Origin of the sequence: Streptomyces sp. NPDC088116 (assembly GCF_044741745.1) — a bacterium.
Classification (GTDB): domain Bacteria; phylum Actinomycetota; class Actinomycetes; order Streptomycetales; family Streptomycetaceae; genus Streptomyces.
In genome coordinates, this window is the sequence record NZ_JBIUTF010000007.1 from 456,503 (window position 1) to 479,074 (window position 22,572).

14 protein-coding genes and 1 tRNA gene are annotated in these 22,572 nt (G+C 70.8%); 7 read left to right on the forward strand and 8 right to left on the reverse strand.

The features are described from left to right. Positions 1-61: 61 nt before the first annotated feature. The 5 genes from ACIOJD_RS28200 to ACIOJD_RS28220 all read right to left on the reverse strand — a co-directional run bounded on the left by ACIOJD_RS28200 (position 62) and on the right by ACIOJD_RS28220 (position 4,604). Positions 62-649: a 50S ribosomal protein L25/general stress protein Ctc gene (locus tag ACIOJD_RS28200; protein WP_401918620.1), complete on the reverse strand. Its 588-nt coding sequence runs from the start codon at positions 647-649 to the stop codon at positions 62-64. Positions 650-995: 346 nt separating this feature from the next. Next, a complete protein-coding gene (locus tag ACIOJD_RS28205; protein ID WP_401918622.1) occupies positions 996-1,973 on the reverse strand; it encodes a ribose-phosphate diphosphokinase in 978 nt (325 codons plus the stop codon). A gap of 110 nt (positions 1,974-2,083) precedes the next feature. Further along, positions 2,084-3,541 carry a bifunctional UDP-N-acetylglucosamine diphosphorylase/glucosamine-1-phosphate N-acetyltransferase GlmU gene (gene glmU / locus ACIOJD_RS28210; protein ID WP_401918624.1) on the reverse strand — a complete coding sequence of 486 codons (1,458 nt, stop codon included), beginning with the start codon at positions 3,539-3,541 and terminating at the stop codon, positions 2,084-2,086. Between the two features lie 108 nt (positions 3,542-3,649). Beyond that, positions 3,650-3,720 (reverse strand) — tRNA-Gln (locus tag ACIOJD_RS28215). Between the two features lie 11 nt (positions 3,721-3,731). After that, positions 3,732-4,604, reverse strand: coding sequence for a hypothetical protein (locus ACIOJD_RS28220; RefSeq protein ID WP_401918626.1), 873 nt, complete (start codon positions 4,602-4,604; stop codon positions 3,732-3,734). 156 nt (positions 4,605-4,760) lie between these two features. On the opposite strand from ACIOJD_RS28220, the gene ACIOJD_RS28225 reads away from it, so the two are divergent. Then, on the forward strand, positions 4,761-6,104 hold the full coding sequence (locus ACIOJD_RS28225; RefSeq protein WP_401918628.1) for a sensor histidine kinase: 1,344 nt from the start codon (positions 4,761-4,763) through the stop codon (positions 6,102-6,104). A gap of 79 nt (positions 6,105-6,183) precedes the next feature. On the opposite strand, the gene ACIOJD_RS28230 is transcribed toward ACIOJD_RS28225, so the two are convergent. Beyond that, positions 6,184-6,672, reverse strand: coding sequence for an SUKH-3 domain-containing protein (locus ACIOJD_RS28230; protein WP_401918630.1), 489 nt, complete (start codon positions 6,670-6,672; stop codon positions 6,184-6,186). 2 nt (positions 6,673-6,674) lie between these two features. Beyond that, on the reverse strand, positions 6,675-7,175 hold the full coding sequence (locus tag ACIOJD_RS28235; protein ID WP_401918632.1) for a YwqJ-related putative deaminase: 501 nt from the start codon (positions 7,173-7,175) through the stop codon (positions 6,675-6,677). Between the two features lie 605 nt (positions 7,176-7,780). On the opposite strand from ACIOJD_RS28235, the gene ACIOJD_RS28240 reads away from it, so the two are divergent. The 3 genes from ACIOJD_RS28240 (at position 7,781) to ACIOJD_RS28250 (ending at position 12,562) form a co-directional block, all read left to right on the forward strand. After that, positions 7,781-8,758 carry an SMI1/KNR4 family protein gene (locus tag ACIOJD_RS28240; RefSeq protein ID WP_401918634.1) on the forward strand — a complete coding sequence of 326 codons (978 nt, stop codon included), beginning with the start codon at positions 7,781-7,783 and terminating at the stop codon, positions 8,756-8,758. A 5-nt stretch (positions 8,759-8,763) separates the two neighbouring features. Next, positions 8,764-11,415, forward strand: coding sequence for an SUKH-4 family immunity protein (locus tag ACIOJD_RS28245; protein WP_401918636.1), 2,652 nt, complete (start codon positions 8,764-8,766; stop codon positions 11,413-11,415). 256 nt (positions 11,416-11,671) lie between these two features. After that, positions 11,672-12,562, forward strand: coding sequence for a cellulose-binding protein (locus ACIOJD_RS28250; RefSeq protein ID WP_401918637.1), 891 nt, complete (start codon positions 11,672-11,674; stop codon positions 12,560-12,562). A gap of 416 nt (positions 12,563-12,978) precedes the next feature. Here the strand turns inward: ACIOJD_RS28250 and ACIOJD_RS28255 are convergent, their stop codons facing one another. Then, complete coding sequence (locus tag ACIOJD_RS28255) at positions 12,979-14,835, reverse strand: MFS transporter (protein ID WP_401918639.1); 1,857 nt, start codon at positions 14,833-14,835, stop codon at positions 12,979-12,981. 428 nt (positions 14,836-15,263) lie between these two features. Here ACIOJD_RS28255 and ACIOJD_RS28260 point away from each other — a divergent pair, with 428 nt between their 5' ends. The 3 genes from ACIOJD_RS28260 to mfd all read left to right on the forward strand — a co-directional run bounded on the left by ACIOJD_RS28260 (position 15,264) and on the right by mfd (position 22,522). Beyond that, complete coding sequence (locus tag ACIOJD_RS28260; protein WP_401918641.1) at positions 15,264-16,052, forward strand: ABC transporter ATP-binding protein; 789 nt, start codon at positions 15,264-15,266, stop codon at positions 16,050-16,052. Next, positions 16,049-18,625, forward strand: coding sequence for an ABC transporter permease (locus ACIOJD_RS28265; protein ID WP_401918643.1), 2,577 nt, complete (start codon positions 16,049-16,051; stop codon positions 18,623-18,625). Before ACIOJD_RS28260 ends, ACIOJD_RS28265 begins: the two co-directional genes overlap by 4 nt. Positions 18,626-18,973: 348 nt before the next feature. Beyond that, on the forward strand, positions 18,974-22,522 hold the full coding sequence (mfd, locus tag ACIOJD_RS28270; protein WP_401918645.1) for a transcription-repair coupling factor: 3,549 nt from the start codon (positions 18,974-18,976) through the stop codon (positions 22,520-22,522). The last annotated feature ends 50 nt before the right edge of the window (positions 22,523-22,572 follow it).

The following is a 22,572-nucleotide window of genomic DNA, read 5'->3' on the forward strand; positions in this document are numbered from 1 at the left end:
CCACCGACAGACGGGGTGGCAGGCCCGTCGGCCTGCCACCCCGTCCGTCACCGTGCGAGGCTCAGGCCTCGGAACCCTCGGCCGCCTCGGCGGTGTCCGCCGGCTCCTCGGCCTGCGCGGCCAGGACCTGGAGGACAACCGCGTCCTCGTCGGTGACCAGCGTGGTGCCCTTCGGCAGCGGGACGTTCTTCGCCAGGATCGAGTCGCCGGCGTCCAGGCCCGCGACGGAGACCGTCACGGACTCCGGGATGTGCGTGGCCTCGGTCTCGACGCTCAGCGTGTTGAGCACGTGCTCCAGCAGGTTGGCACCCGGGGCCAGGTCGCCCTCGGTGTGCACGGCCACCTCGACGGTGACCTTCTCGCCGCGCTTCACCGCGAGCAGGTCGACGTGCTCGATGAAGCCCTTCAGCGGGTCGCGCTGCACGGCCTTCGGGATGACCAGCTCGTTGCGGCCGTCGATGTCCAGCGCGATCAGCACGTTGGCCGTCTTCAGCGCCATCATCAGGGCGTGCGACGGCAGGGTCACGTGAACGGTGTCGGCGCCGTGGCCGTAGACGACGGCGGGAACCTTGCTGGCACGACGGGTACGGCGGGCGGCGCCCTTGCCGAACTCGGTACGGACCTCGGCGCTGATCTTCACTTCAGCCATGGCGGCACTCCTCGTAGAAGGTGACAAGAAATCGGCCGTCACCCGGCCACGACAGGCCTGCTACGAAGAGCGCGTCGATAACGGACCGCCGCACCGAAAAGTGCGGCCTCCCTCGCCGAGCAACTTGGTGAGTCTACCCGGCGGGGAGGCCGCCTCAGAAATCGATCTTCCACACCCGGAAACGGACGCCGGAAGCAGGCACCGGCCCGGCTGTCCCGGGCACCGTCCGGGGCGCGTCCGACCGGCCGCCGGCCAGCGCCTCAGGGTGGCGTCTCAGGCCGGCGTCTCAGGGCGCGAAGAAACAGAGCGCACGCCTACGGCCACGCCCGCTCCTCGACGAGGACGACTACTCCTGCTCCTCGAAGAGGCTGGTCACCGAGCCGTCCTCGAAGACCTCACGCACCGCGCGCGCGATCGTCGGCGCGATCGACAGCACCGTGATCTTGTCGAGGTCCAGATTGCCCGGGTCCGGCAGCGTGTTCGTAAAAACGAACTCACTGACCTTCGAGTTCTTCAGACGATCCGCGGCCGGCCCCGACAGCACACCGTGCGTCGCCGTCACGATGACGTCCTCCGCGCCGTGCGCGAACAGCGCGTCCGCCGCCGCACAGATCGTGCCACCCGTGTCGATCATGTCGTCGACCAGCACACACACCCGGCCGGACACATTGCCCACGACCTCGTGGACCGTCACCTGGTTCGCGACGTCCTTGTCACGGCGCTTGTGCACGATCGCCAGCGGCGCCCCGAGACGGTCGCACCAGCGGTCGGCGACCCGCACCCGGCCCGCGTCCGGGGACACGACCGTCAGCTTCGACCGGTCCACCTTGTCCCTCACGTAGTCCGCCAGCACCGGCAGCGCGAAGAGATGGTCCACCGGACCGTCGAAGAAGCCCTGGATCTGGTCCGTGTGCAGATCCACCGTCAGAATCCGGTCGGCACCCGCCGTCTTCATCAGGTCGGCCACCAGCCTGGCCGAAATTGGCTCCCGCCCTCGGTGCTTCTTGTCCTGCCTGGCATAGCCGTAGAACGGCACGATCACGGTGATGCTCCGGGCCGAGGCCCGTTTCAGAGCATCGATCATGATCAACTGCTCCATGATCCACTTATTGATCGGAGCGGTGTGGCTCTGAATCAGAAAGCAGTCCGCGCCACGTGCCGACTCCTGGTAACGCACATAGATCTCACCGTTGGCGAAATCAAAAGCCTTGGTCGGGACTATCCCGACGCCAAGTTGCTCCGCTACCTCCTCGGCCAGCTCGGGGTGGGCGCGGCCGGAGAAGAGCATCAACTTCTTCTCGCCGGTCGTCTTGATCCCGGTCACAGCACTGTCTCCTCAGACGTGTTGACGGCCGCTGCACCCGCGCATCCCTGCGAGTCAGCCGAATTCGTGCAGATATCACGGTACGCCGAGATCAGCGCACCTGTTTCCGGTCAGCTTTCGTTCCCGGCCCTCCCCGGCGCCGGCCGAGCCGCCTGCGCCGCCTGAGCGGCGGCGCTGCCCGGACGCTTCCGGGCCACCCAACCCTCGATATTCCGCTGCTGGCCCCGGGCCACGGCCAGCGAACCGGCCGGTACATCCTTCGTGATGACCGAACCGGCCGCGGTGTAAGCGCCGTCCCCCACCGTGACAGGTGCCACAAACATGTTGTCCGAACCCGTCTTGCAGTGTGAGCCGACCGTCGTGTGGTGCTTCGCCTCGCCGTCGTAGTTCACGAAGACACTCGCCGCACCGATGTTCGTGTACTCACCGATCGTCGCGTCACCGACATACGACAGATGCGGCACCTTCGTGCCCTCACCGATCGTCGCGTTCTTCATCTCGACATACGTGCCGGCCTTCGCCTTCACGCCGAGCCGCGTACCCGGCCGCAGATAGGCGTACGGACCGACCGACGCCGACTCGCCCACCTCCGCGCCGTCCGCCACCGTGTTGTCCACCCGCGCGCCCGCCCCGACCGACGTGTCCTTCAGCCGCGAATTCGGCCCCACCTCGGCACCCTCGCCCAGATGCGTGGCCCCCAGCAACTGTGTACCCGGATGCACCACCGCGTCCGGCTCGAACGTGACCGTCACATCGATCAGCACCGACGCCGGGTCGACGACCGTCACACCGGCCAGCATGGCCCGCTCCAGCAGCCGCTCGTTCAGCAGACGGGTGGCCTCCGCCAGCTGTACGCGGTTGTTGATACCCAGGATCTCGCGATGGTCGCCCGAAACGCACGCCCCCACCCGATGCCCGGCCTCCCGAAGGATGCCCAGCACATCGGTGAGGTACTCCTCGCCCTGACTGTTGTCCCGGCGCACCTTGCCCAGCGCGTCCGCGAGCAGCCGCCCGTCGAACGCGAAGACACCCGAGTTGATCTCCCGGATCGCCCGCTGCGCGTCCGTCGCGTCCTTGTGCTCCACGATCGCCGTCACCGCGCCACTCGCCCCGTCCCGGACGATCCGCCCGTACCCGGTCGAGTCCGGGACCTCGGCGGTCAGCACGGTCACCGCGTTACCGTCGCCGGCATGGGTCTCGGCGAGCGTCCTCAGCGTCTCGCCGGAGAGCAGCGGAGTGTCCCCGCAGACGACGACCACGGTCCCGTCGGGCGCGCTCCCCAGCTCCTCGATCGCGATCCGGACGGCATGCCCGGTGCCGTGCTGCACGGACTGATAGACGGTGCGTACGCCGTCGTACGAGGCGGCGAGATGGCCCTCGACCTGCTCGCGGGCGTGGCCGACGACCACGACGAGCTGCTCGGGATCGAGTTCACTGGCAGCGGACACGACGTGTCCTACGAGCGAGCGCCCGCAGACCTGGTGCAGAACCTTGGGGGTCTTCGACTTCATGCGGGTTCCTTCACCCGCTGCGAGGACGACGACGGCTGCCGGGCGGTTGGCGCTCACGGGAATGCCCTTCGGCTTCGGGTGGTGGACAACCGCAGGATACCGGGGGGTTTCGGAGAGGAAACGAAGGCGGGTCCCGACCGGAGAGGTCGGGACCCGAACTGAAGGCTCCCGGGGAAGGAATCGAACCCTCATTCAATGGACCAAAACCATTTGTCCTGCCTTTAGACGACCCGGGATAGTCTGTCTCTTATGTCCGACTCTGCGGGTCGGGCATAAGTGCAGCCCCTACTATGCCGTACCACCAGCCTTCGATGCGACGGTAGAGGTCCGCGCTTTGCAGCACGCGGACATTGAGGCAACCGTGATAGCCGTCGCCCACGTTCTTGCGGTTGGTCTTCGGGTTGTGCCTCTTGAGGACGGTCTTGCCCAGTGCCCCGACGTCGACCCCGACGATGCCTGCCCAGAACTGCTCGGCGCTCGGCACGTTCGCATTCTCATGGATGTGTACCTGATGGCGCAGTCTGGACCGGGCGACGCCTAACAGGTCGAGCCAGGCGAGGAAGAGCCCGACCATGTGCGGATCGCTGTTGATGAAGCTCACACGCTCCTGCGGGTTGTGAGGTTTGGCCTTGGCTCCCTCGGACCAGTAGAGGCCCACGCCGAGCAGGAACAGTTCGCGCTCGGACATGAAGCCGATCTCCCGCGCGGCGGCAGCCTTCGTTTCCTGGCGGGCTCCGTCGCGAATGGCCAGTTCGTGATCCCATCGCTTCCGGGCCGCGAGCTTCGCCTGTTCCTTCGAGTCGCGCCGGTCCGGCTTCGGCAGGTCCCGTACCCAGAGTGAGATCGAACTCTTCGAGCAGCCCAGCTCCACCTGGATCTGGTCGTACGTGAGGCCCTTCAGGCGCAGCTCGCGCGCCTGCTCCCGCAGGTCGTCCTTGGCGTTCGGGCGTTTGGTCCATTCCGGGGGTGGTTCGCCCTGGACCAGGCGGCCGAGGATGTCGTTGTTGTGGATCTTCAGGCGGTCGCGGATCTGTCGCAGACTCAAGCCCTCCCGGCGCAGCGCGACGGCCTGTGCCTGGAGGTGTTCGAAGTCTGCGTATTTACTGTGGATTGATGTCATGTGGGAGATCGTCGTCCGTATTGCGGGTGGTCGCCTCGGATGTATGGGCGATTCATCAGTTCGACGTATCGACTCTTGTTCCCGGCGTGTTCTGTCGCGTTTCGTGCTGTGGCGGGCGCCGGAAAATGAGTCGCGAGCGCCCTTAGGCTGGGAGACATGACCACAACGGGGGCCGACCAGGACGCTGCGGGCACGACCGCCCGTGGCTGGTGGTGGTGGGGACGACGGCGTAGTGCCGTGCTGGATGTGGGGCTGGCACTCATGTCGGCTCTGGAGTGCGGGCTGGAGGGGAGCCAGTTCGCCGATTCCGCCGGGTTCTTCGTGCCGGTGGGGGTGGTTTTCGGGCTGCTGGCGGGTGCGGTGCTGCTGGTGCGGCGGCGGTGGCCGTTCGCCGTGGTGCTCGTTTCGATCGCCATCACCCCGGCGGAGATGGGGTATCTGCTGGGGCTGGTCGGGCTGTACACGCTCGCCGCCTCGGAGGCGCCGCGCCGGATCATCGGCGGGCTGGCCGGGATGTCGCTCGTCGGGACGCTGATCGTGACGTTCGTACGGACGCATCAGAACGTGCTCGACACGGGGATCGACTCGGGGCGTTGGTACGTACCTCTCGTCGCGATTCTGATGTCGGTGGGGCTGACGGCGCCGCCGGTGTTGCTGGGGCTCTATGTGGGGGCCAGGCGCCGGTTGATGGAGAGCTTGCGGGAGCGCGCGGACAGCCTGGAGCAGGAGTTGTCGCTCCTCGCGGACCGGGCGGAGCAGCGTGCGGAGTGGGCGCGTACGGAGGAGCGGACGCGGATCGCCCGTGAGATGCATGACGTGGTGGCGCACCGGGTGAGTCTGATGGTGGTGCACGCGGCGGCGTTGCAGGCGGTGGCGTTGAAGGATCCGCCGAAGGCGGTGCGGAACGCGGCGTTGGTGGGTGAGCTGGGGCGGCAGGCGCTGACCGAGTTGCGGGAGATGCTCGGGGTGCTGCGGGCCGGTGAGCAGGTGGCGGCGCGTAAGGCGGTGGGCGGTGGCGGGGCGGGTTCGGTTCCCGTGGCCGTACCGCTGGCGGCTGTGGGGGTGGCGGCTGCGGCTGCTGCGGCTGCGGCGGCCGAGGACGGGCCGGGCATGGAGGACATCGAGGCGTTGGTGGGTGAGTCCCGGGACACCGGGATGGTGGTGGAGCTGTCGGTGCAGGGGGCGTCGCGCGCGTATCCGCCGGAGGTGGAGCAGACGGCGTACCGCGTGGTGCAGGAGGCGCTGACCAATGTCCTGAAGCATGCGGCGGGCGCGAAGGTGATGGTGCGGCTGGCGCATCGTGAGGCGGAGGTCGCGATGCAGGTGGAGAACGGGCCTTCGGACGGTGGTGCGCAGGACGCGGGGTTGCCGAGTGGGGGCAACGGTCTGGTGGGGATGCGGGAGCGGGTGACGGCGCTGGGCGGGGTGTTCGTCTCGGGTGAGACGGACGCGGGGGGTTTCCGGGTGTCGGCGGTGCTGCCGGATCGCGGTGCTGCTTGACGCGGGTTCGGCGGGAGTCGCCGGGCCGTCGGTTGTGAGTGGTGCGTGGCGCGGGTCGACAGGCCCTAGGCGTCGGCTCTCAGGCCGAGGTGAGGCGTGCCGGTTCCATGCCTGTGATCAGGGTGCCTAGTGCCTGGTCGATGTCGGGTCCCAGGTACCAGTCGCCGGTGTGGTCGATGCTGAAGACGCGTCCTGTGGTGTCCATCGCGAGGACCGCCTGGCCGTCGCCTTCCTCGCCGAGGGGGCTGATCTCGGTGTCCAGGGACCGGCCGAGGTCCGCGAGCGTACGGGCGAGGTGGATGCCGGCTGTCGGGTCGATCCGCAGGGTGGCGGGGGCGATCTGCCGGCCGGGGCCGGGTGCGGTGATGCGCAGTCCGCCGAATTCCGCCCAGGCTTCGACGGCGGCGGCGCAGACCGTGAGCCGGTGGCCGGCGGGGGTGGTGTGCGCGCGCAGGGTGTCGGCCCACTCCTCGGCCTGGCTTATGACCCAGCGTCCGGGTTGCCAGCCGGCCTCGCGCAGGGCGGTGTCGACGGGGGCGGGGAACCGGGTGGAGTGGTGGTCGGGCATGCTCAGCCGTTCTCGGTGGGGTCGACGGGGCGTACGCCGAAGTGGGCGAGCAGTGCCGTACAGGAGCGGCAGGGCGGGGCGTAGCTGCCGTGCAGGGGGTCGCCGTCCTCGCGGATGCGGCGGGCGGTCAGTTTGGACTGTTTGAGGGAGCGGCGGGCTTCGCCGTGGGTCATGGGTTTTCGTCTGGCCCGTTTGGAGCGGGCGGTGTCGGCGGCGGTGAGGTGGCGGGAGATCAGGATCACTTCGGGGCAGCGGCCGGTGAAACGTTCGCGCTGACCGCTGGTGAGGGTGTCCAGGAAGTCCTGTACGAGGGGGTGGAGGGCGGGCGGCTGGTCGGCCTTGCCCGCGGTGCAGGTGAGGTTCTGGCCGCGTACGGAGAGTGCGGCGGCGACGGCGGGCAGGATGCCGTCGCGGCGCCGGTGGAGCGCGGGCGGGCGGTGTGTCTCGGTGCTGCTCCACCTCAGGCGCGGGTCGCCGGAAGCGTCGGTCGGTGCGGTCTGCATGTGTGCTGTCCCCTCCCCATGCCTGCGGCGGGCGGCCGCTGGTTCATGCCCCCGTGGCTGGCGCCACGCCCCGTGTTTGGGTGGACAGCCTGCCAAATGTGACGGGCCGTGGGGAAGCTGGGGCTTGGATCGTGGCGTGGCGTCGGCGCTGGGTCACGCGGGTGTGACCGTTGGTCACGGCAAGGCGTGGTGGGGATGTGGCGCGGACGGGTGGGGTCGCGCGGTGCCGGTGAGGTTGGGGGCGTGTGTGGGAGCACATGACCGGCGTGCGGGGGGAGTGAGCCCGGTTGGCCGGTTGGGGGCGCCGGTTGGAGCCGCCCGTGGAGGTGTCCCGGAGGCGCCGGTGGAGGTGTCCCGGAGGCGCCGATGGAGGTCTCCGGGAAGCGTCGGCTCAGGTGCCTTCGCGGGTGCCGGTGGAGGTGCCGTACGGGGACGGTACCGGGACGGTGTGGGTGGAGCGGACGGGGGTGGGGCGGATGTGCCGGACGGTAGCGGATGTGTCGGACGGTAAGGGGGAGGAGCGTCCGTTCCTCTCTTGCGCCACCGCATAGGCTGTGCTGAACCAGGGCTGTGGAACCAGCCGGAAGCAGCAGGGGGCAAACGCCATGACGACAGGTCGGCTCGGGCAGCAAGCCGCGCCACCGAACGCGGCCTATGCCGGGCAGGTCGTGCATTTCCCGGATCCGGTCCGGGCCGCCCGTCACCCCAGAGGTGTACGGGTGGACGCTGACGGCTATCCGGACTTCGCGCCGTACGCGCGTGCCGCCGCGGAGATCGCGGAGCCCCCCGAGGGGTTCGGCGTGGACGAGTTGCGGCTCACGGACTACGTGTCGGCCAATGCCGCGCTGCACGCCGCGGGCCACGAGTTGTGGGACACGATTCCCCCGGTGACCACACCGCACGGCTGGACCTGGCACCATCTGCCGGCTTCGCGCCGGATGGTGCTGGTGCCGGTCGAGGTGAAGGCGCTGTTGCGGCATCACGGCGGTCTGGCGACGACGCCGGTGGACCACGGCAAGCGGGGCACGCGTCCGCTCCAGGAGACCCGGCCGGTGCACTTCGGGCTGCCGAAGGGCGCGATATCGGTCACCGAGGAGCAGGTGCTGGGAGTCGAGGAGGATCTCGGTTACCGGCTGCCCGGCGCGTACCGCTCGTTCCTGAAGGCGGCGGGCGGCTGCGCGCCGGTGGGCGCGGCGCTCGACGCCCAGCTGGGTCTGCTGGTGGATCAGCCGTTCTTCACGGTGCGGGACGAGGCCGCGGTCAATGACCTCGTGTACGTCAACAAGTGTCTGCGGGACCACCTGACCAAGGACTATCTGGCCGTCGGCTTCGCCCAGGGCGGCATTGTCGCGGTCAAGGTCAGGGGTGAGCGGATCGGGTCGGTCTGGTTCTGCGCGTACGACGATGCCAGGGATCAGGACGGGTGGAGCGTGCGGGAGCGCGTGGAACGGCTGTTGCTGCCCTGCGGTGACGACTTCGACGCTTTTCTGCTGCGGCTGGCGGGCAGTCCGCCGGAGTTGGAGACCGTGGCGAACCTGATGGTGGACGGCGGCTTCGCGCGCGCCGTCCCGGTGGAGGGGTGAGCGCGATGGTGACCTTCGCACAGGCGCAGGAGCGCGCGGAAGAGTGGGTCAACGGCGATCTGCCCGGCTACCAGCATCGTGAGGTGCGGGTGCGGGAGTTCGAGCTGGGCTTCGTGGCGTGGGCGGAGGACCGTGAGGGCGGTCCCACGTCGGACGGCGGCCGTCAGCGGCTGGTGATCGCGAGGGACAGCGGTGAGGCCACTTTGTGGCCGGGGCTGCCGGTGGGCGAGGTGATCCGGCGGTACGAGGAGGATTACGGGGCGCCCGAAGCGGCGCCGTCCGCGCCGGAGCCGCCGGAGCGGATCGATCTGAATCAGACGTCGTTCCTGTTGACGCCGCCGGAGTGGCTCCAGGAGGCGGCGGACAAGATAGGCATCCCGGACCGTCGGACGCCGGAGACGCCTGGGGCCCCGGCTTCGTCGGCGGCGTCTTCGGAGGCTTCGTCTCCGGGCGGTGCTGACGCGTCCGCGTCGGCCGGTTCGTCCACGGCCGGTTCGTCCACGGCCGGTCCGGCCACGGGTGGTCCGTCTTCGGGCGGTTACGGCCTCGGCGCGGGGCCCGGCGCGAGTGCCGACGCGGGTGCGGGGGCTGGCGGCGGCGCGTCGCAGGGCGGCTCCGCCTGGCCCGGTCCGGGAGCCGGCGGTGCTGACCGGGAATACGATCCCACCGCCAACGACGGTGTGCCCGCGTCGAGTTCGAGCACACCGGCCGGGACGCCGATCGGGGCCACGCCCTGGGCCGGGACCGACACGAACGCCCCGTCCGCCTCGGCGGAGGACGGTTCCGTACCCCTGCCGGCGACGGTCTTCGCGCCGCCGCTCTCCGGGGCGGACGACGAGGACACCCCGCCGCCGGCCGTCGGCGCCGACGCGCCGACCGCGCTGATGTCGGGTGGGAGCCAGTTGCCGCGTACGGCGTTCGCTCCGGCCCTGGACGGGAAGCAGCCCGGTTCCGATTCCGGTTCCGGTGCGGGCCCCGGTTCCGCCGCTGACATCGCCGATGCCGAGACCGGCAAGGCGCCGATGTCGCCGACTGGTTCGACGACTCCGCCGCCGCCCAGCCCGCCCGGTGTTCCGGGCGCGCGGCCGGAAGGCGCGACTCCGCCGCCGTCGGGGCCGGGTACGCCCGGTGCCCCGGCGGGCGGATACATGCCGACGCAACTGGCCTCGCAGCTCGGCCCCGAGGCGTCCCAGCCGTCCGGTCCGCCGGGGCCTCCTGGCCCACCCCAGCCTCCTGGTGCGCCTGGTGCGCCTGGTGTGCCGCAGCCTCCCGGTCCTCCGGGCCCGCCCGGCGCGCCGCAGGGCACGCCTCCGGGCGGGGTGCATCAGGCGGCGACGATGTTCGCGGATCCGGGTCAGCTCGGCCGCCCTCCGCAGCCGCCGGGTCCGCCGGGCATGCCGCCGGGTGCGCCGCAGCCTCCCGGTCCGCCCGGTCCCCCTGGTGCGCCTGGTGTGCCGCAGCCTCCCGGTCCTCCGGGCCCGCCCGGCGCGCCGCAAGGTACGCCTCCGGGTGGGGTGCACCATGCCGCGACCATGCTGGCCGGTCCGGCCGTCGGGCCGATGCCGCCGTTGGCCCCGCAGCCTCCCGGTCCGCCCGGGATGCCGCCGGGCGCCCCCGGCCCCGTACCGCACACGCCGCCGCCTCAGCCGCAGGCGTACGGCTATCCGCAGCAGCCGTCCGGTCTGCCGACCGTCGGCCCCGGCTACCAGGCCGTGTTGCGTTACCGTGCGCCCGACGGCTCCGAGGCCCAGCTCATCCGCCGCTCCGCGCCCGGGACTCCGCACCCCGAGTGGCAGATCCTGCACGAGTTGCGCGCGATGAATGTGCCGCCGCAGCAGGTGCTCGAACTGCACACGGAGCTGGAGTCGTGCGAACTGCCCGGCGGTTACTGCGCGCGGATGATCCGGGAGACCTGGCCGCAGGTACGGATCACCAGCGTGGCCCCGTACGGTCAGGACCATGCCAGCCGGCAGCAGGGTATGCAGCATCTGCTCACCCATCAGGGCGAGTTGCACCAGGTCGCGGACGGGCCCGCGCGGCCCGCGCCGGTCCGTGCGGCGTTGCCGCAGCTGGCGCCCGCGCCGCCGATACCTCCGGAGGGGATCGCGCACGAGCTGACCGGGGCGTTCGGACCGCAGGGCATTTGCCGGTTCGACCAGCGGGCGGTGTCCCGTCAGGGTGTGCCGGAGCTGGTGGCGCGCACGCTGGTGTGGGCGGGCCTGCCGGCCGACTTCGGCCCCTTCTTCTGGGCGCAGCCCGCCCAGCCGGTGGTGCCGACGCTGGCCGAACTGGCGGCGCAGCGGCAGGTGCGCCCGGCCGCCGACGCGGGCTCGTATCTGGTGATGGGCAGTGACTTCGGCCGGGCGATCTGTGTCCAGTACGGTACGGCGCACATCATGGCCGTATCGGTGGAGGCGGGTCCCGGCGGGCAGTCGGTGCCGCCGCAGTTCGTGAACACCGGGCTGCCGGAGTTCACGCGTTCGCTGGCGCTGCTGGGCCGGATGTGGCGGTTGCGCTTCGGTCTCACTCCGGAGCAGGCGGGCCGTTGGACCGTCGACTTCCAGGCGCAACTGGCCGCGCTCGACCCGGCGGCGCTGTCGTCGCCGGAGAGCTGGTGGTCGGTGCTGCTGGAGCAGATGTGGGACGGCCTGCTGTGAACCACGGCCTCTTGAACGGCTGAACGCCGCTCGGCGGTATGTACGGATGACGAGGCGCCCCCGCGAGACGCGGTGGGCGCCTCGGTCATTTCCGTACCGCCATCCTGCCTCTTTCCTGCGGAAAGTTCCGGCTACTTACGTTCCGTGACGCATTCTTGACCGGCAGGGTTGGGCGGAGTGTCGTGTTATGGGCATTTCGCTTCGATCCATCAGGATTGCGTCGAATGGCGTTATGTGTCGGAGAGGGGCTTCAAGGATGGGTGCTGAACCGTTGTCGGCTCATGGCTTTGTGTCCGTACGAGGTCGTGGCTACCGTCCCGAACAGGTCGACCTGCGGGTCTCCGTGCTGTGCCGCCAGCGCGACGACCTCTGGGAACGCGCGGCGCGACTCACCGTTCTGGCCAAGCAGATGGAGGGCGAGGCGGAACGGCTCCGGGAGCAGGTGGCGGCTCTCGTACCGCAGACGTACGCGACGCTGGGCCCGCGCGCCCAGCGGATCCTGGCCATCACGGTGGAGGAGGACGAGGCGGTACGGGCCGGGGCGCGCGCGGAGTGCCAGGCGCTGCTCGACGCGGCGGAGGAGGCGGCCCGCAGAGTGCATGAGGCGGCGGGTGAACAGGCCGACGCCGTACGGGCGGAGGCGGAGGCGCACGCCCAGGAGGTCCTGGACGCGGCGCGCGGCGCGGCCGAGGAGCAGCGGATCGAGGCGCGGCGCGGAATCAAGGAGCGGCGCGGGGAGGAGCTTGTCGTACTCAAGGAAGTGCGACGGCGCACCCAGGATGTGATCGACGACCTGGAGCAGCAGCAGGCCGAACGCCTGGCCGCGATGAACCGCGAATTCGCCGACCGCGAAGCCGCGTTGGAGGTCGAGCAGGCCGAACTCGCCGCGTACGCGGAGGCGCGGCTGGTCGAAGCGCAGCGAGCCTTCTCCGAGGCGGGCGAGCAGGCGCGGCGCTGCCAGGAGGACGCGCAGACGAAGGCGGCCGAACTGGGCGAGCGGGCGCGGGCGCGGGCGGAGGGGCTGGCGCGGGAGACGGAGCGGTTGCTGGGTGAACACCTGGAGGCCCGGGAGGAGATGCAGGCACACATGACGCGGGTGCAGAACAGCCTGGTGGCCCTGACGGGGCGGGCGGCGGCGGAGGGGTGACGCTTCGCCGTCCGGCGGGGTGCGGTGTGCTGCCGGTGCGTGGATCGGTGCGGGTTGTTGCCGGGTGCCGCTCCGGGGTCATGTCCTGCACTGCACGATTTACGGCGCATGCGGGTCCGGTAGTCGGCTGACAGGCCGGCGAGCGCCACACATCACGCTTTACGTTCCGGACACGACCCCTGCGCGCCCCCCCTCACCGCACGCCACAGACCACCCCACCGGGCCGGGGACGGGAAACCGGCGGGAGAGGGTCGGGGGTGCAGGAGGTGCGTGTCCGGACACTTAAGCGTGATGTGTGGCGCAAGCCGGGCCGCACCCAGGTACGAGACCCGCACGCGCCGTAAATCATGCCGTCCGGACATGTACCTCCGGAGGCCCCGGCACCCGCACCCACCACACACCGCACCGCCCCCCGACTAGTCGTTCTTCTCCGGGAGCACCGGGAACCGGCGCGGCGCTACGAAGATGAGCACCAGCAGCGCGAGGCCCGCCGCGCATGCCGCGCCCAGGTAGACGTGGTCCACCGCCGCGTCCACCGCGCGGCGCAGGTAGTCCGTCGCCTCCGCGCTGAGGGCGGTCGGGTTCTCCAGGGCGCGGGAGACCGAGTCCAGGTCGTCGGGGAGTCCCGGGGTCGGTGGGTCGGCCAGTCGTGCGGCGATGATTCCGTTGGCGATCGCGCCGAACACCGCGGCTCCTATGCTCTGTCCGACCTGACGGCAGAAGAGTATGGAAGCTGTCGCCGTGCCCCGTTCCGACCATCCGACGGTCGACTGGACCCCGATGATCAGGGGGAGTTGGAAGAGCCCGAGCGCACCGCCGAGCAGCAGCATGATCAGTGCCGGTTGCCAGGCCTGTCCCGGGTACGGGAGCAGAGGGAAGGCGAGCAGGACCACCAGCGCGAGGGAGATGCCGGTGATCGCGGTACGGCGGAAGCCGATGCGGTTGTAGACGCGGTTGGAGAAGGCCGCGCTGACCGGCCAGGTCAGTGTCATCGCGGAGAGGACGAAGCCGGCGGCGATCGGGCCGAGGCCGAGCACGGACTGGGCGTACGTCGGGAGGAAGACGGTCGGGGCGACCATCAGCAGACCGAGCGCGCCGAGTGCGAGGTTGACGGCGGCGATCGTACGGCGGCGCCAGACCCAGCCCGGAATGATCGGCTCCGCCGCTCGTCGTTCGATGACGACGGTGACGGCGGCCAGGACCGCGCTCGCGCCGAGGAAGGCGAAGGAGGGTGCGGACAGCCAGGGCCAGGCGACGCCGCCCTGGACGAGGGCGGTGAGCAGGAGCGTGCCGGTGGCGAACACGGCGAGCGCGCCCGCCCAGTCGATACGGGGACGGGGCGCCCGGACCGTACGGTCGGCGCTGTCGTGGGACGTCCGTGCCGTTCGCGCCGTACGGCTGCTGTCGCGCGGCGCACGTGCCGTACCGCTGCCGTCGCGCGGCATCCGCGCCGTACGGCCCGGGTCGCGGAGGTATTTGACCACCAGCCACAGTGCGATCAGGCCCACCGGCAGGTTGATCAGGAAGATCCAGCGCCAGTCCGCGTATCCCGCCAGCAGGCCGCCGAGGGCGGGGCCCGCGACGGACGAGGTGGCCCAGACCGTCGACAACTTGGCCTGGATCTTGGGGCGTTCCTTGAGGGGGTAGAGGTCGGCGGCGATGACCTGCACGGTGCCCTGGAGCGCGCCGCCGCCCAGGCCCTGGACGACGCGGAAGGCGATCAGGGAGGACATGTTCCAGGCGGTCGCGCAGAGCAGCGAGCCGATGAGGAAGAGGATGATGCCGGCGATCAGGACGGGCTTGCGGCCGAAGGTGTCGGAGAGCTTCCCGTACACGGGGAGGGTGACGGTCACGGCGAGCAGGTAGCCGGAGAACAGCCAGGAGAAGACGGAGAATCCGCCGAGGTCGCCGACGATCTGGGGGACGGCCGTGGAGACGATGGTGCCGTCCAGTGCGGCGAGCGCCATGCCGAGCATCAGCGCGGCGACGACCGGGCCGCGCCCGCGCTCGCGGCCGTTCCCGCCCTCGGACTCGCGGCTGTTCCCACGCCCGCCCTCGCGCTCGCGGCCGTGGCCGCCCCCGGGCCCGCGGCTGTCGCCGCCCCCGGACTCGCCCGGCCCCGGGGGCCGCGACGCCCCCGGTCTGCGCCCCGGCCCTGGAGGCCGCGACGGCTCCGGCCCCGGCCCCGGCAACGGCTTCCGCGCCGTCTCCGGGGCCTCGGGTATCGCTTCGGTACGTCCGGTGTCCTCGCCACTGCCGCCGGGGCTGCTCACGGGATCCCTTCCCTATGCACGTATCTGCCGGGGACACCCTCTCACCGACACCCGTCGCGACGGGAGGGCGCAGGCCGGGCCGGTTGCCGCGGCTGTGGGCTCCCCCTGGGGGCGGAGACCCCTTAGGGGGTTCTCCCTACTTCTGTGCAGGGGACGTTCGTCCCGGTGGAGGACGTGACGGCAGCCGCCGTTCCCTAAGTTGGTCTCAGGGATCCGGGGGCCCGGGACGGGGGAATGCCGCATCACGGGGGTGGGGGAAACCCCAGGCGAAGACTGCGCTGTGCACCAGCGCGCCGGGCCTCCCGGATCCCGCAGACTCAGAGCGCGCCCGGATTCGGGGCGCATCCGACGGCATCACATGACACCGGTGAACCGACCTCACCGGCGGTCGGTCCTGCCTATCTGTTGACCGGCTTAGGAGACATACCGTGACAACGGCTGTAACCATCCCCAGGCACGGGGGTACTGGAGGGCGTGCGGCCGTCGCGGCGCGAGCGCGGCAGGTCGTCAAGGCGTACGGCTCGGGGGAGACCCGGGTCGTCGCGCTCGACCATGTCGATGTGGACATCGACCGGGGGCGGTTCACCGCGATCATGGGGCCGTCCGGTTCGGGCAAGTCGACGCTGATGCACTGCCTCGCGGGGCTGGACACCGTGACCTCGGGTGAGATCCACCTCGACGAGACGGAGATGACGAAGCTCAAGGACAAGCGCCTCACCCAGCTGCGCCGGGACCGGATCGGTTTTGTCTTCCAGGCGTTCAACCTGCTGCCGACGCTCAGCGCCCTGGAGAACATCACGCTTCCCATGGACATCGCCGGCCGCAAGCCGGACGGTCCGTGGCTGCGGCGGGTGGTGGAGACGGTGGGCCTCGCCGACCGGCTGAAGCACCGGCCGACGCAGCTGTCGGGCGGCCAGCAGCAGCGCGTCGCGGTGGCCAGGGCGCTCGCCGCCCGGCCCGAGATCATCTTCGGTGACGAGCCGACCGGGAACCTGGACTCGCGCGCGGGCGCCGAGGTGCTGAGCTTCCTTCGCCGGTCCGTCGACGAGCTGGGCCAGACGATCGTGATGGTCACGCACGACCCGGTCGCCGCCTCCTACGCGGACCGTGTGCTGTATCTCGCGGACGGCAGGATCGTGGACGAGATGGTCCGGCCCACCGCGGAAGCCGTGCTCGACCGGATGAAGGACTTCGACGCGCGGGGGCGGACCTCGTGACCGTGCTCAAGACCTCGATGCGCAACTTCCTCGCGCACAAGGGGCGGATGGCGCTCTCCGCCGTCGCGGTCCTGCTCTCGGTGGCCTTCGTCTGCGGGACGCTCGTGTTCACCGACACGATGAACACGACGTTCGACAAGCTCTTCGCCGCGACCTCCGCCGATGTCACGGTCGCGCCGAAGGCGGCCGAGGACGGCGGCGAGACCTCGCAGACCGGCAAGCCCGAGACGCTGCCCGCCTCCGTCGTCGAGACGGTGCGCAAGGCGGACGGTGTGAAGTCCGTCGAGGGCGGGGTCAGCAGTATGAGCGTGACCGTCGTCAACGCCGACAACAAGGACATGGGCGGGATCAACGGCGCCCCGACGATCGCGGGCAACTGGACGCGTAACGACCTCCGTTCGATGGAGATCGCCTCCGGCCACGCGCCGCGCGGCCCCACCGAGGTGATGGTCGACGCCGACACCGCCGAGAAGCATCACCTCTCGATCGGCGACGAGTTGCGCACCATCGCGGTCACGGGCGACTTCACGGCGAAGATCTCCGGTATCGCCGCGTTCACCGTCACCAACCCCGGCGCGGCCGTCGTCTTCCTCGACACCCCGACGGCGCAGCGTGAACTGCTCGGCGGCACGGGCAGGTTCACCCAGCTCAATGTCACGGCCGACGAGGGCGTCAGCGACACGCGGCTCAAGCGGGACGTGGCCACCGCGCTCGGTGGCGGCGCGTACAAGCTCCAGACGCGGCAGGAAGCCGCGGACGCGGACCGCTCGGACGTCGGCTCGTTCCTCGACGTGCTGAAGTACGCGATGCTCGGCTTCGCCGGGATCGCCTTCCTCGTCGGCATCTTCCTGATCGTCAACACCTTCTCGATGCTGGTCGCCCAGCGGACCCGGGAAATCGGACTGATGCGGGCGCTCGGCTCCAGCCGCCGGCAGGTCAACGGTTCGGTGCTGGTGGAGGCCGTGCTGCTGGGGATCTTCGGCTCGGTGGCCGGGGTCGCCGCCGGGGTGGGGCTCGCGATCGGGCTGATGAACATCATGTCCTCGATAGGCATGGAGCTGTCCACCCAGGATCTGACGGTCAAGTGGACGACACCGGCGCTCGGTCTGGTGCTGGGCGTCGTGGTCACCGTCCTCGCCGCGTACGTTCCGGCCCGGCGGGCCGGGAGGATCTCCCCGATGGCCGCGCTGCGCGACGCGGGCACGCCCGCCGACGGACGGGCCGGATGGATCAGGGCGATCGTCGGGCTCCTCCTGACGGGCGCCGGAGGCGCCGCGCTCCTCATCGCGACGCGGGCCGACGAGGCGGCCGAGGGCTCGCTGTTCCTCGGGGTGGGCGTGGTCTGCACACTCATCGGGTTCGTCGTGATCGGGCCGCTGCTCGCGGGCGGTCTGGTACGGGCGCTCGGCGCGGTCCTGCTGCGGATGTTCGGCCCCGTGGGCAGGCTGGCCGAGCGCAACGCGCTGCGCAACCCGCGGCGTACGGGAGCGACCGGCGCCGCCCTGATGATCGGGCTCGCGCTGGTGGCCTGCCTGTCGGTGGTCGGCTCCTCGATGGTCGCCTCGGCCACCGACGAGCTCGACCGGACGGTGGGCGCGGACTTCATCGTCCAGTCCGGCAACGGCCAGCCGATCATGCCGCAGGCGCAGGCGGCGCTGGAGAAGGCGCCCGACCTGGCGCACGTCACCGAATACAAGTGGGTCGACGCGGAGCTGACCGCCCCCGACGGCCGGACCGAGTCGGACGGGATCATCGCCGCCGACCCCAGCTATACGCGGGATCTGCGCCGCGAGACCGTCGAGGGCGAACTGTCCGCGGCGTACGGGAAGAACGCCATGTCGGTCGGCAGTGACTACGCCACCGAACACGGCGTCAAGGTCGGCGACCAGATGACGGTCGCCTTCACGGGTGGCAGGACCGCCGAGCTGAAGGTCGCGGCGATCACCTCGGACGACGTGAATGTCGACAGGGGCGCGATGTACACCGACATCGCGACCGTCGCCCGGTACGTCCCCGCCGACAAGATGCCCAAGAACATGTTCCTGTTCGCGGCGGCCGAGGACGGCAAGGAGAAGGAGGCGTACGAAGGCCTCAAGGAATCCCTCGCCGCGTACCCGCAGTACAAGGTGCAGAACCAGACCGACTACAAGCAGGATCTCAAGGACCAGATAGGCCAGCTGCTCAACATCGTCTACGGCCTGCTGGCCCTCGCGATCATCGTCGCGGTGCTGGGCGTGGTGAACACCCTGGCGCTGTCGGTGGTGGAGCGTACCCGCGAGATCGGTCTGCTGCGGGCGATCGGCCTCTCCCGCCGCCAGCTGCGCCGCATGATCCGGCTGGAGTCGGTGGTCATCGCCCTCTTCGGCGCGCTGCTCGGCCTCGGTCTGGGCATGGGCTGGGGCACGGCGGCCCAGAAGCTGCTGGCCCTGGAGGGCCTCGGTGTCCTGGAGATACCGTGGCCGACGATCGTGGGGGTCTTCGTGGCCTCGGCCTTCGTCGGACTCTTCGCCGCCCTGGTCCCGGCGTTCCGGGCGGGCCGGATGAATGTCCTGAACGCGATCGCCACGGAGTAGGGCGTACGGTAAGGGCCCTCCGGCCCCGGTGAGCGTCCTCCAACGCTCACCGGGGCCGGATCGCGTGGTGAGCGCGTCGTGGGCGGATGTCCCGTACCGGGATTCCCGCGTCACGGGAATTCCGGTACGGGAGCCGGGGACCTACGGGAGCAGGGGCCGGGGCGTGCCGGGCGGCGGGTGTGCGGCGGGCGGCAGCCGCCGCTCCGGCCCCGGGTGTCACACCGGCGTCGTACGCTGGGAGACCCCCGGCCCGTGAGACGTGTCGGGCCCTTCGCGTGGTCGGCCGCTCACCCCGGCCGCCGCTCGCGTAGCCAGCCACTCCACCTCAGGACCCGGACGGAACCCTCCATGAGCCTGCACGGTCTGCTCGACGCCGTCACCAAGGACCCGGCGCTCGCCGAAGCGGTGAAGGCCGCCGCCGACGGCCGCCGCTCGCATGTCGACCTGGTCGGGCCGCCCGCCGCGCGGCCCTTCGCGGTGGCCGCGCTGGCGCGGGAGGCCGGGCGGCCGGTGCTGGCCGTGACCGCCACGGGACGGGAGGCCGAGGACCTGGCGGCGGCGCTGCGGTCCTTGCTGGATCCGGACACCGTGGTCGAGTACCCGTCCTGGGAGACCCTGCCGCACGAGCGGCTCTCGCCCCGCTCCGACACCGTGGGGCGGCGGCTCGCGGTGCTGCGGCGCCTGGCGCATCCGGTCGCCGACGACCCGACGGCCGGGCCGGTCAGCGTGGTGGTCGCGCCCGTACGGTCCGTGCTCCAGCCGCAGGTCAAGGGCCTCGGCGACCTGGAGCCCGTCGCACTGCGCAGCGGGCGGAGCGCCGATCTGAACGAGGTCACGGAAGCCCTGGCGGCCGCCGCGTACGCCCGTGTCGAGCTGGTCGAGAAGCGCGGCGAGTTCGCTGTCCGCGGCGGCATCCTCGATGTCTTCCCGCCCACCGAGGAGCACCCCCTGCGGGTGGAGTTCTGGGGCGACGACATCGAGGAGATCCGGTATTTCAAGGTCGCCGACCAGCGCTCCCTGGAGGTCGCCGAGCACGGACTGTGGGCGCCGCCCTGCCGCGAGCTGCTGCTGACCGCGCAGGTACGGGAGCGGGCCGCGGCCCTCGCCGAGGCCCACCCGGAGCTGGGCGAGCTGCTCGGCAAGATCGCGGAGGGGATCGCGGTCGAGGGCATGGAGTCCCTGGCACCGGTCCTCGTGGACGACATGGAGCTGCTGCTGGACGTGCTGCCGGCCGGTTCGATGGCGCTGGTCTGCGACCCGGAGCGGGTGCGGACCCGGGCGGCGGACCTGGTGGCGACGAGCCAGGAGTTCCTCCAGGCGTCCTGGGCGGCCACCGCCGGCGGCGGTCAGGCCCCGATCGATGTCGGCGCGGCCTCCCTGTGGGGCATCGCGGACGTCCGGGACCGGGCGCGCGAGCTGGACATGATGTGGTGGTCGGTCTCCCCGTTCGCGCTGGACGAAGACCTCTCGGACGACTCCATCACGCTGGGCATGCGGGCCCCCGAGTCGTACCGGGGCGACACCGCCCGCGCGCTCGCCGACACCAAGGGCTGGCTGGCGGACGGCTGGCGGACGGTGTTCGTCACGGAGGGCCACGGCACGGCGTCCCGTACGGTCGAGGTGCTCGGCGGCGAGGGCGTCCCCGCCCGGCTCGACACCCCCGGCGCGCGCAGCGCCCGGGGCCTCGCCGACCTCACCCCGTCCCTCGTCCACGTCGCCTGCGGCTCGATCGACTACGGCTTCGTCGACCCGGACCTCAAGCTGGCGGTGCTCACCGAGACCGACCTGTCCGGCCAGAAGGCGGCGGGCAAGGACGGCGCGCGGATGCCCGCCAAGCGCCGCAAGACCATCGACCCGCTCACGCTGGAGGCGGGCGACTACATCGTCCACGAGCAGCACGGCGTGGGCCGCTACGTGGAGATGGTGCAGCGCACGGTCCAGGGCGCGACGCGCGAGTACCTGCTGGTCGAGTACGCCCCGGCCAAGCGCGGCCAGCCCGGCGACCGGCTGTACATCCCCACCGACCAGCTGGAGCAGGTCACCAAGTACGTCGGCGGCGAGGCCCCGACGCTGCACCGCCTCGGCGGCGCGGACTGGACGAAGACCAAGGCGCGCGCCAAGAAGGCGGTCAAGGAGATCGCCGCCGACCTGATCAAGCTCTACTCGGCGCGGATGGCCGCCCCCGGCCACGCCTTCGGCCCGGACACCCCCTGGCAGCGGGAGCTGGAGGACGCCTTCCCGTACGTGGAGACGCCCGACCAGCTCTCCACCATCGCCGAGGTCAAGGAGGACATGGAGAAGACGGTCCCGATGGACCGGCTGGTCTGTGGCGACGTGGGCTACGGCAAGACGGAGATCGCCGTACGGGCGGCCTTCAAGGCGGTCCAGGACGGCAAGCAGGTCGCGGTCCTCGTGCCCACGACGCTGCTGGTGCAGCAGCACTTCGGCACGTTCTCCGAGCGGTACGCGCAGTTCCCGGTCGCCGTGAAGGCGCTGTCCCGCTTCCAGTCGGACACGGAGGCGAAGGCGACTCTCCAGGGGCTGCGGGAGGGCGCGGTCGACATCGTCATCGGTACGCACCGGCTGTTCTCGTCCGAGACCAAGTTCAAGGACCTGGGCCTGGTCATCGTGGACGAGGAGCAGCGTTTCGGCGTGGAGCACAAGGAGCAGCTGAAGAAGCTCCGCGCCAATGTCGACGTCCTGACCATGTCCGCGACGCCCATCCCCCGTACGTTGGAGATGGCCGTCACCGGCATCCGCGAGATGTCGACGATCACCACCCCGCCGGAGGAGCGGCACCCGGTGCTGACCTTCGTCGGCCCGTACGAGCAGAAGCAGATCGGCGCGGCCGTCCGGCGTGAACTGCTGCGCGAGGGCCAGGTCTTCTACATCCACAACCGCGTGGAGTCGATCGACCGGGCGGCGGCCAAGCTGCGCGAGATCGTCCCCGAGGCGCGGATCGCCACCGCGCACGGCCAGATGACGGAGGGCGCGCTGGAGCAGGTCGTGGTCGACTTCTGGGAGAAGAAGTTCGACGTGCTGGTCTCCACGACCATCGTCGAGTCCGGTATCGACATCTCCAACGCCAACACCCTGATCGTGGAGCGCGGCGACAACTTCGGTCTCTCGCAGCTGCATCAGCTGCGCGGCCGGGTCGGACGAGGGCGCGAGCGCGGCTATTCGTACTTCCTCTACCCGCCGGAGAAGCCGCTGACCGAGACCGCGCACGAGCGTCTCGCGACGATCGCCCAGCACACGGAGATGGGCGCGGGCATGTACGTCGCGATGAAGGACCTGGAGATCCGGGGCGCGGGCAATCTCCTCGGCGGCGAGCAGTCGGGGCACATCGCGGGCGTCGGCTTCGACCTGTACGTACGGATGGTGGGCGAGGCGGTCGCCGACTACCGCGCCTCGCTGGAGGGCGGCGTGGAGGAGGAGCCGCCGCTGGAGGTCAAGATCGAGCTGCCGGTCGACGCGCATGTCCCGCACGACTACGCGCCGGGCGAGCGGCTGCGGCTCCAGGCGTACCGTGCGATCGCCTCCGCCACGGCGGAGGCGGACATCGCGGCGGTCCGCGAGGAGCTGACCGACCGCTACGGCAAGCTCCCCGAGCCGGTGGAGAACCTGCTGCTGGTGGCGGGCCTGCGGATGCTCGCGCGGGCCTGCGGCGTCGGGGAGATCGTGCTCCAGGGGCCGAACATCCGCTTCGCGCCGGTGGAGCTGCGGGAGTCGCAGGAGCTGCGCCTGAAGCGGCTGCATCCCCGTACGGTCATCAAGCCGGCCGCCCACCAGATCCTGGTGCCGCGCCCGACGGCGGGCAAGATCGGCGGAAAGCCGGTGGTGGGGCGGGAGTTGCTGTCGTGGACGGGTGAGTTCCTGACGACGATCCTGAGCTGAACGCGCGCGGTGTCCCGTGCCGGACCCAGGGCTCGTCCGGCACGAGACGT

Excerpts from the sequence above, each read along its gene's own strand:
- ACIOJD_RS28200 (WP_401918620.1), bottom strand. The coding sequence starts at position 649 with ATGGCTGAAGTGAAGATCAGCGCCGAGGTCCGTACCGAGTTCGGCAAG.
- ACIOJD_RS28220 (WP_401918626.1), bottom strand. The coding sequence starts at position 4,604 with ATGACATCAATCCACAGTAAATACGCAGACTTCGAACACCTCCAGGCA.
- ACIOJD_RS28225 (WP_401918628.1), top strand. The coding sequence starts at position 4,761 with ATGACCACAACGGGGGCCGACCAGGACGCTGCGGGCACGACCGCCCGT.
- ACIOJD_RS28230 (WP_401918630.1), bottom strand. The coding sequence starts at position 6,672 with ATGCCCGACCACCACTCCACCCGGTTCCCCGCCCCCGTCGACACCGCC.
- ACIOJD_RS28235 (WP_401918632.1), bottom strand. The coding sequence starts at position 7,175 with ATGCAGACCGCACCGACCGACGCTTCCGGCGACCCGCGCCTGAGGTGG.
- ACIOJD_RS28240 (WP_401918634.1), top strand. The coding sequence starts at position 7,781 with ATGACGACAGGTCGGCTCGGGCAGCAAGCCGCGCCACCGAACGCGGCC.
- ACIOJD_RS28245 (WP_401918636.1), top strand. The coding sequence starts at position 8,764 with ATGGTGACCTTCGCACAGGCGCAGGAGCGCGCGGAAGAGTGGGTCAAC.
- ACIOJD_RS28250 (WP_401918637.1), top strand. The coding sequence starts at position 11,672 with ATGGGTGCTGAACCGTTGTCGGCTCATGGCTTTGTGTCCGTACGAGGT.
- mfd (WP_401918645.1), top strand. The coding sequence starts at position 18,974 with ATGAGCCTGCACGGTCTGCTCGACGCCGTCACCAAGGACCCGGCGCTC.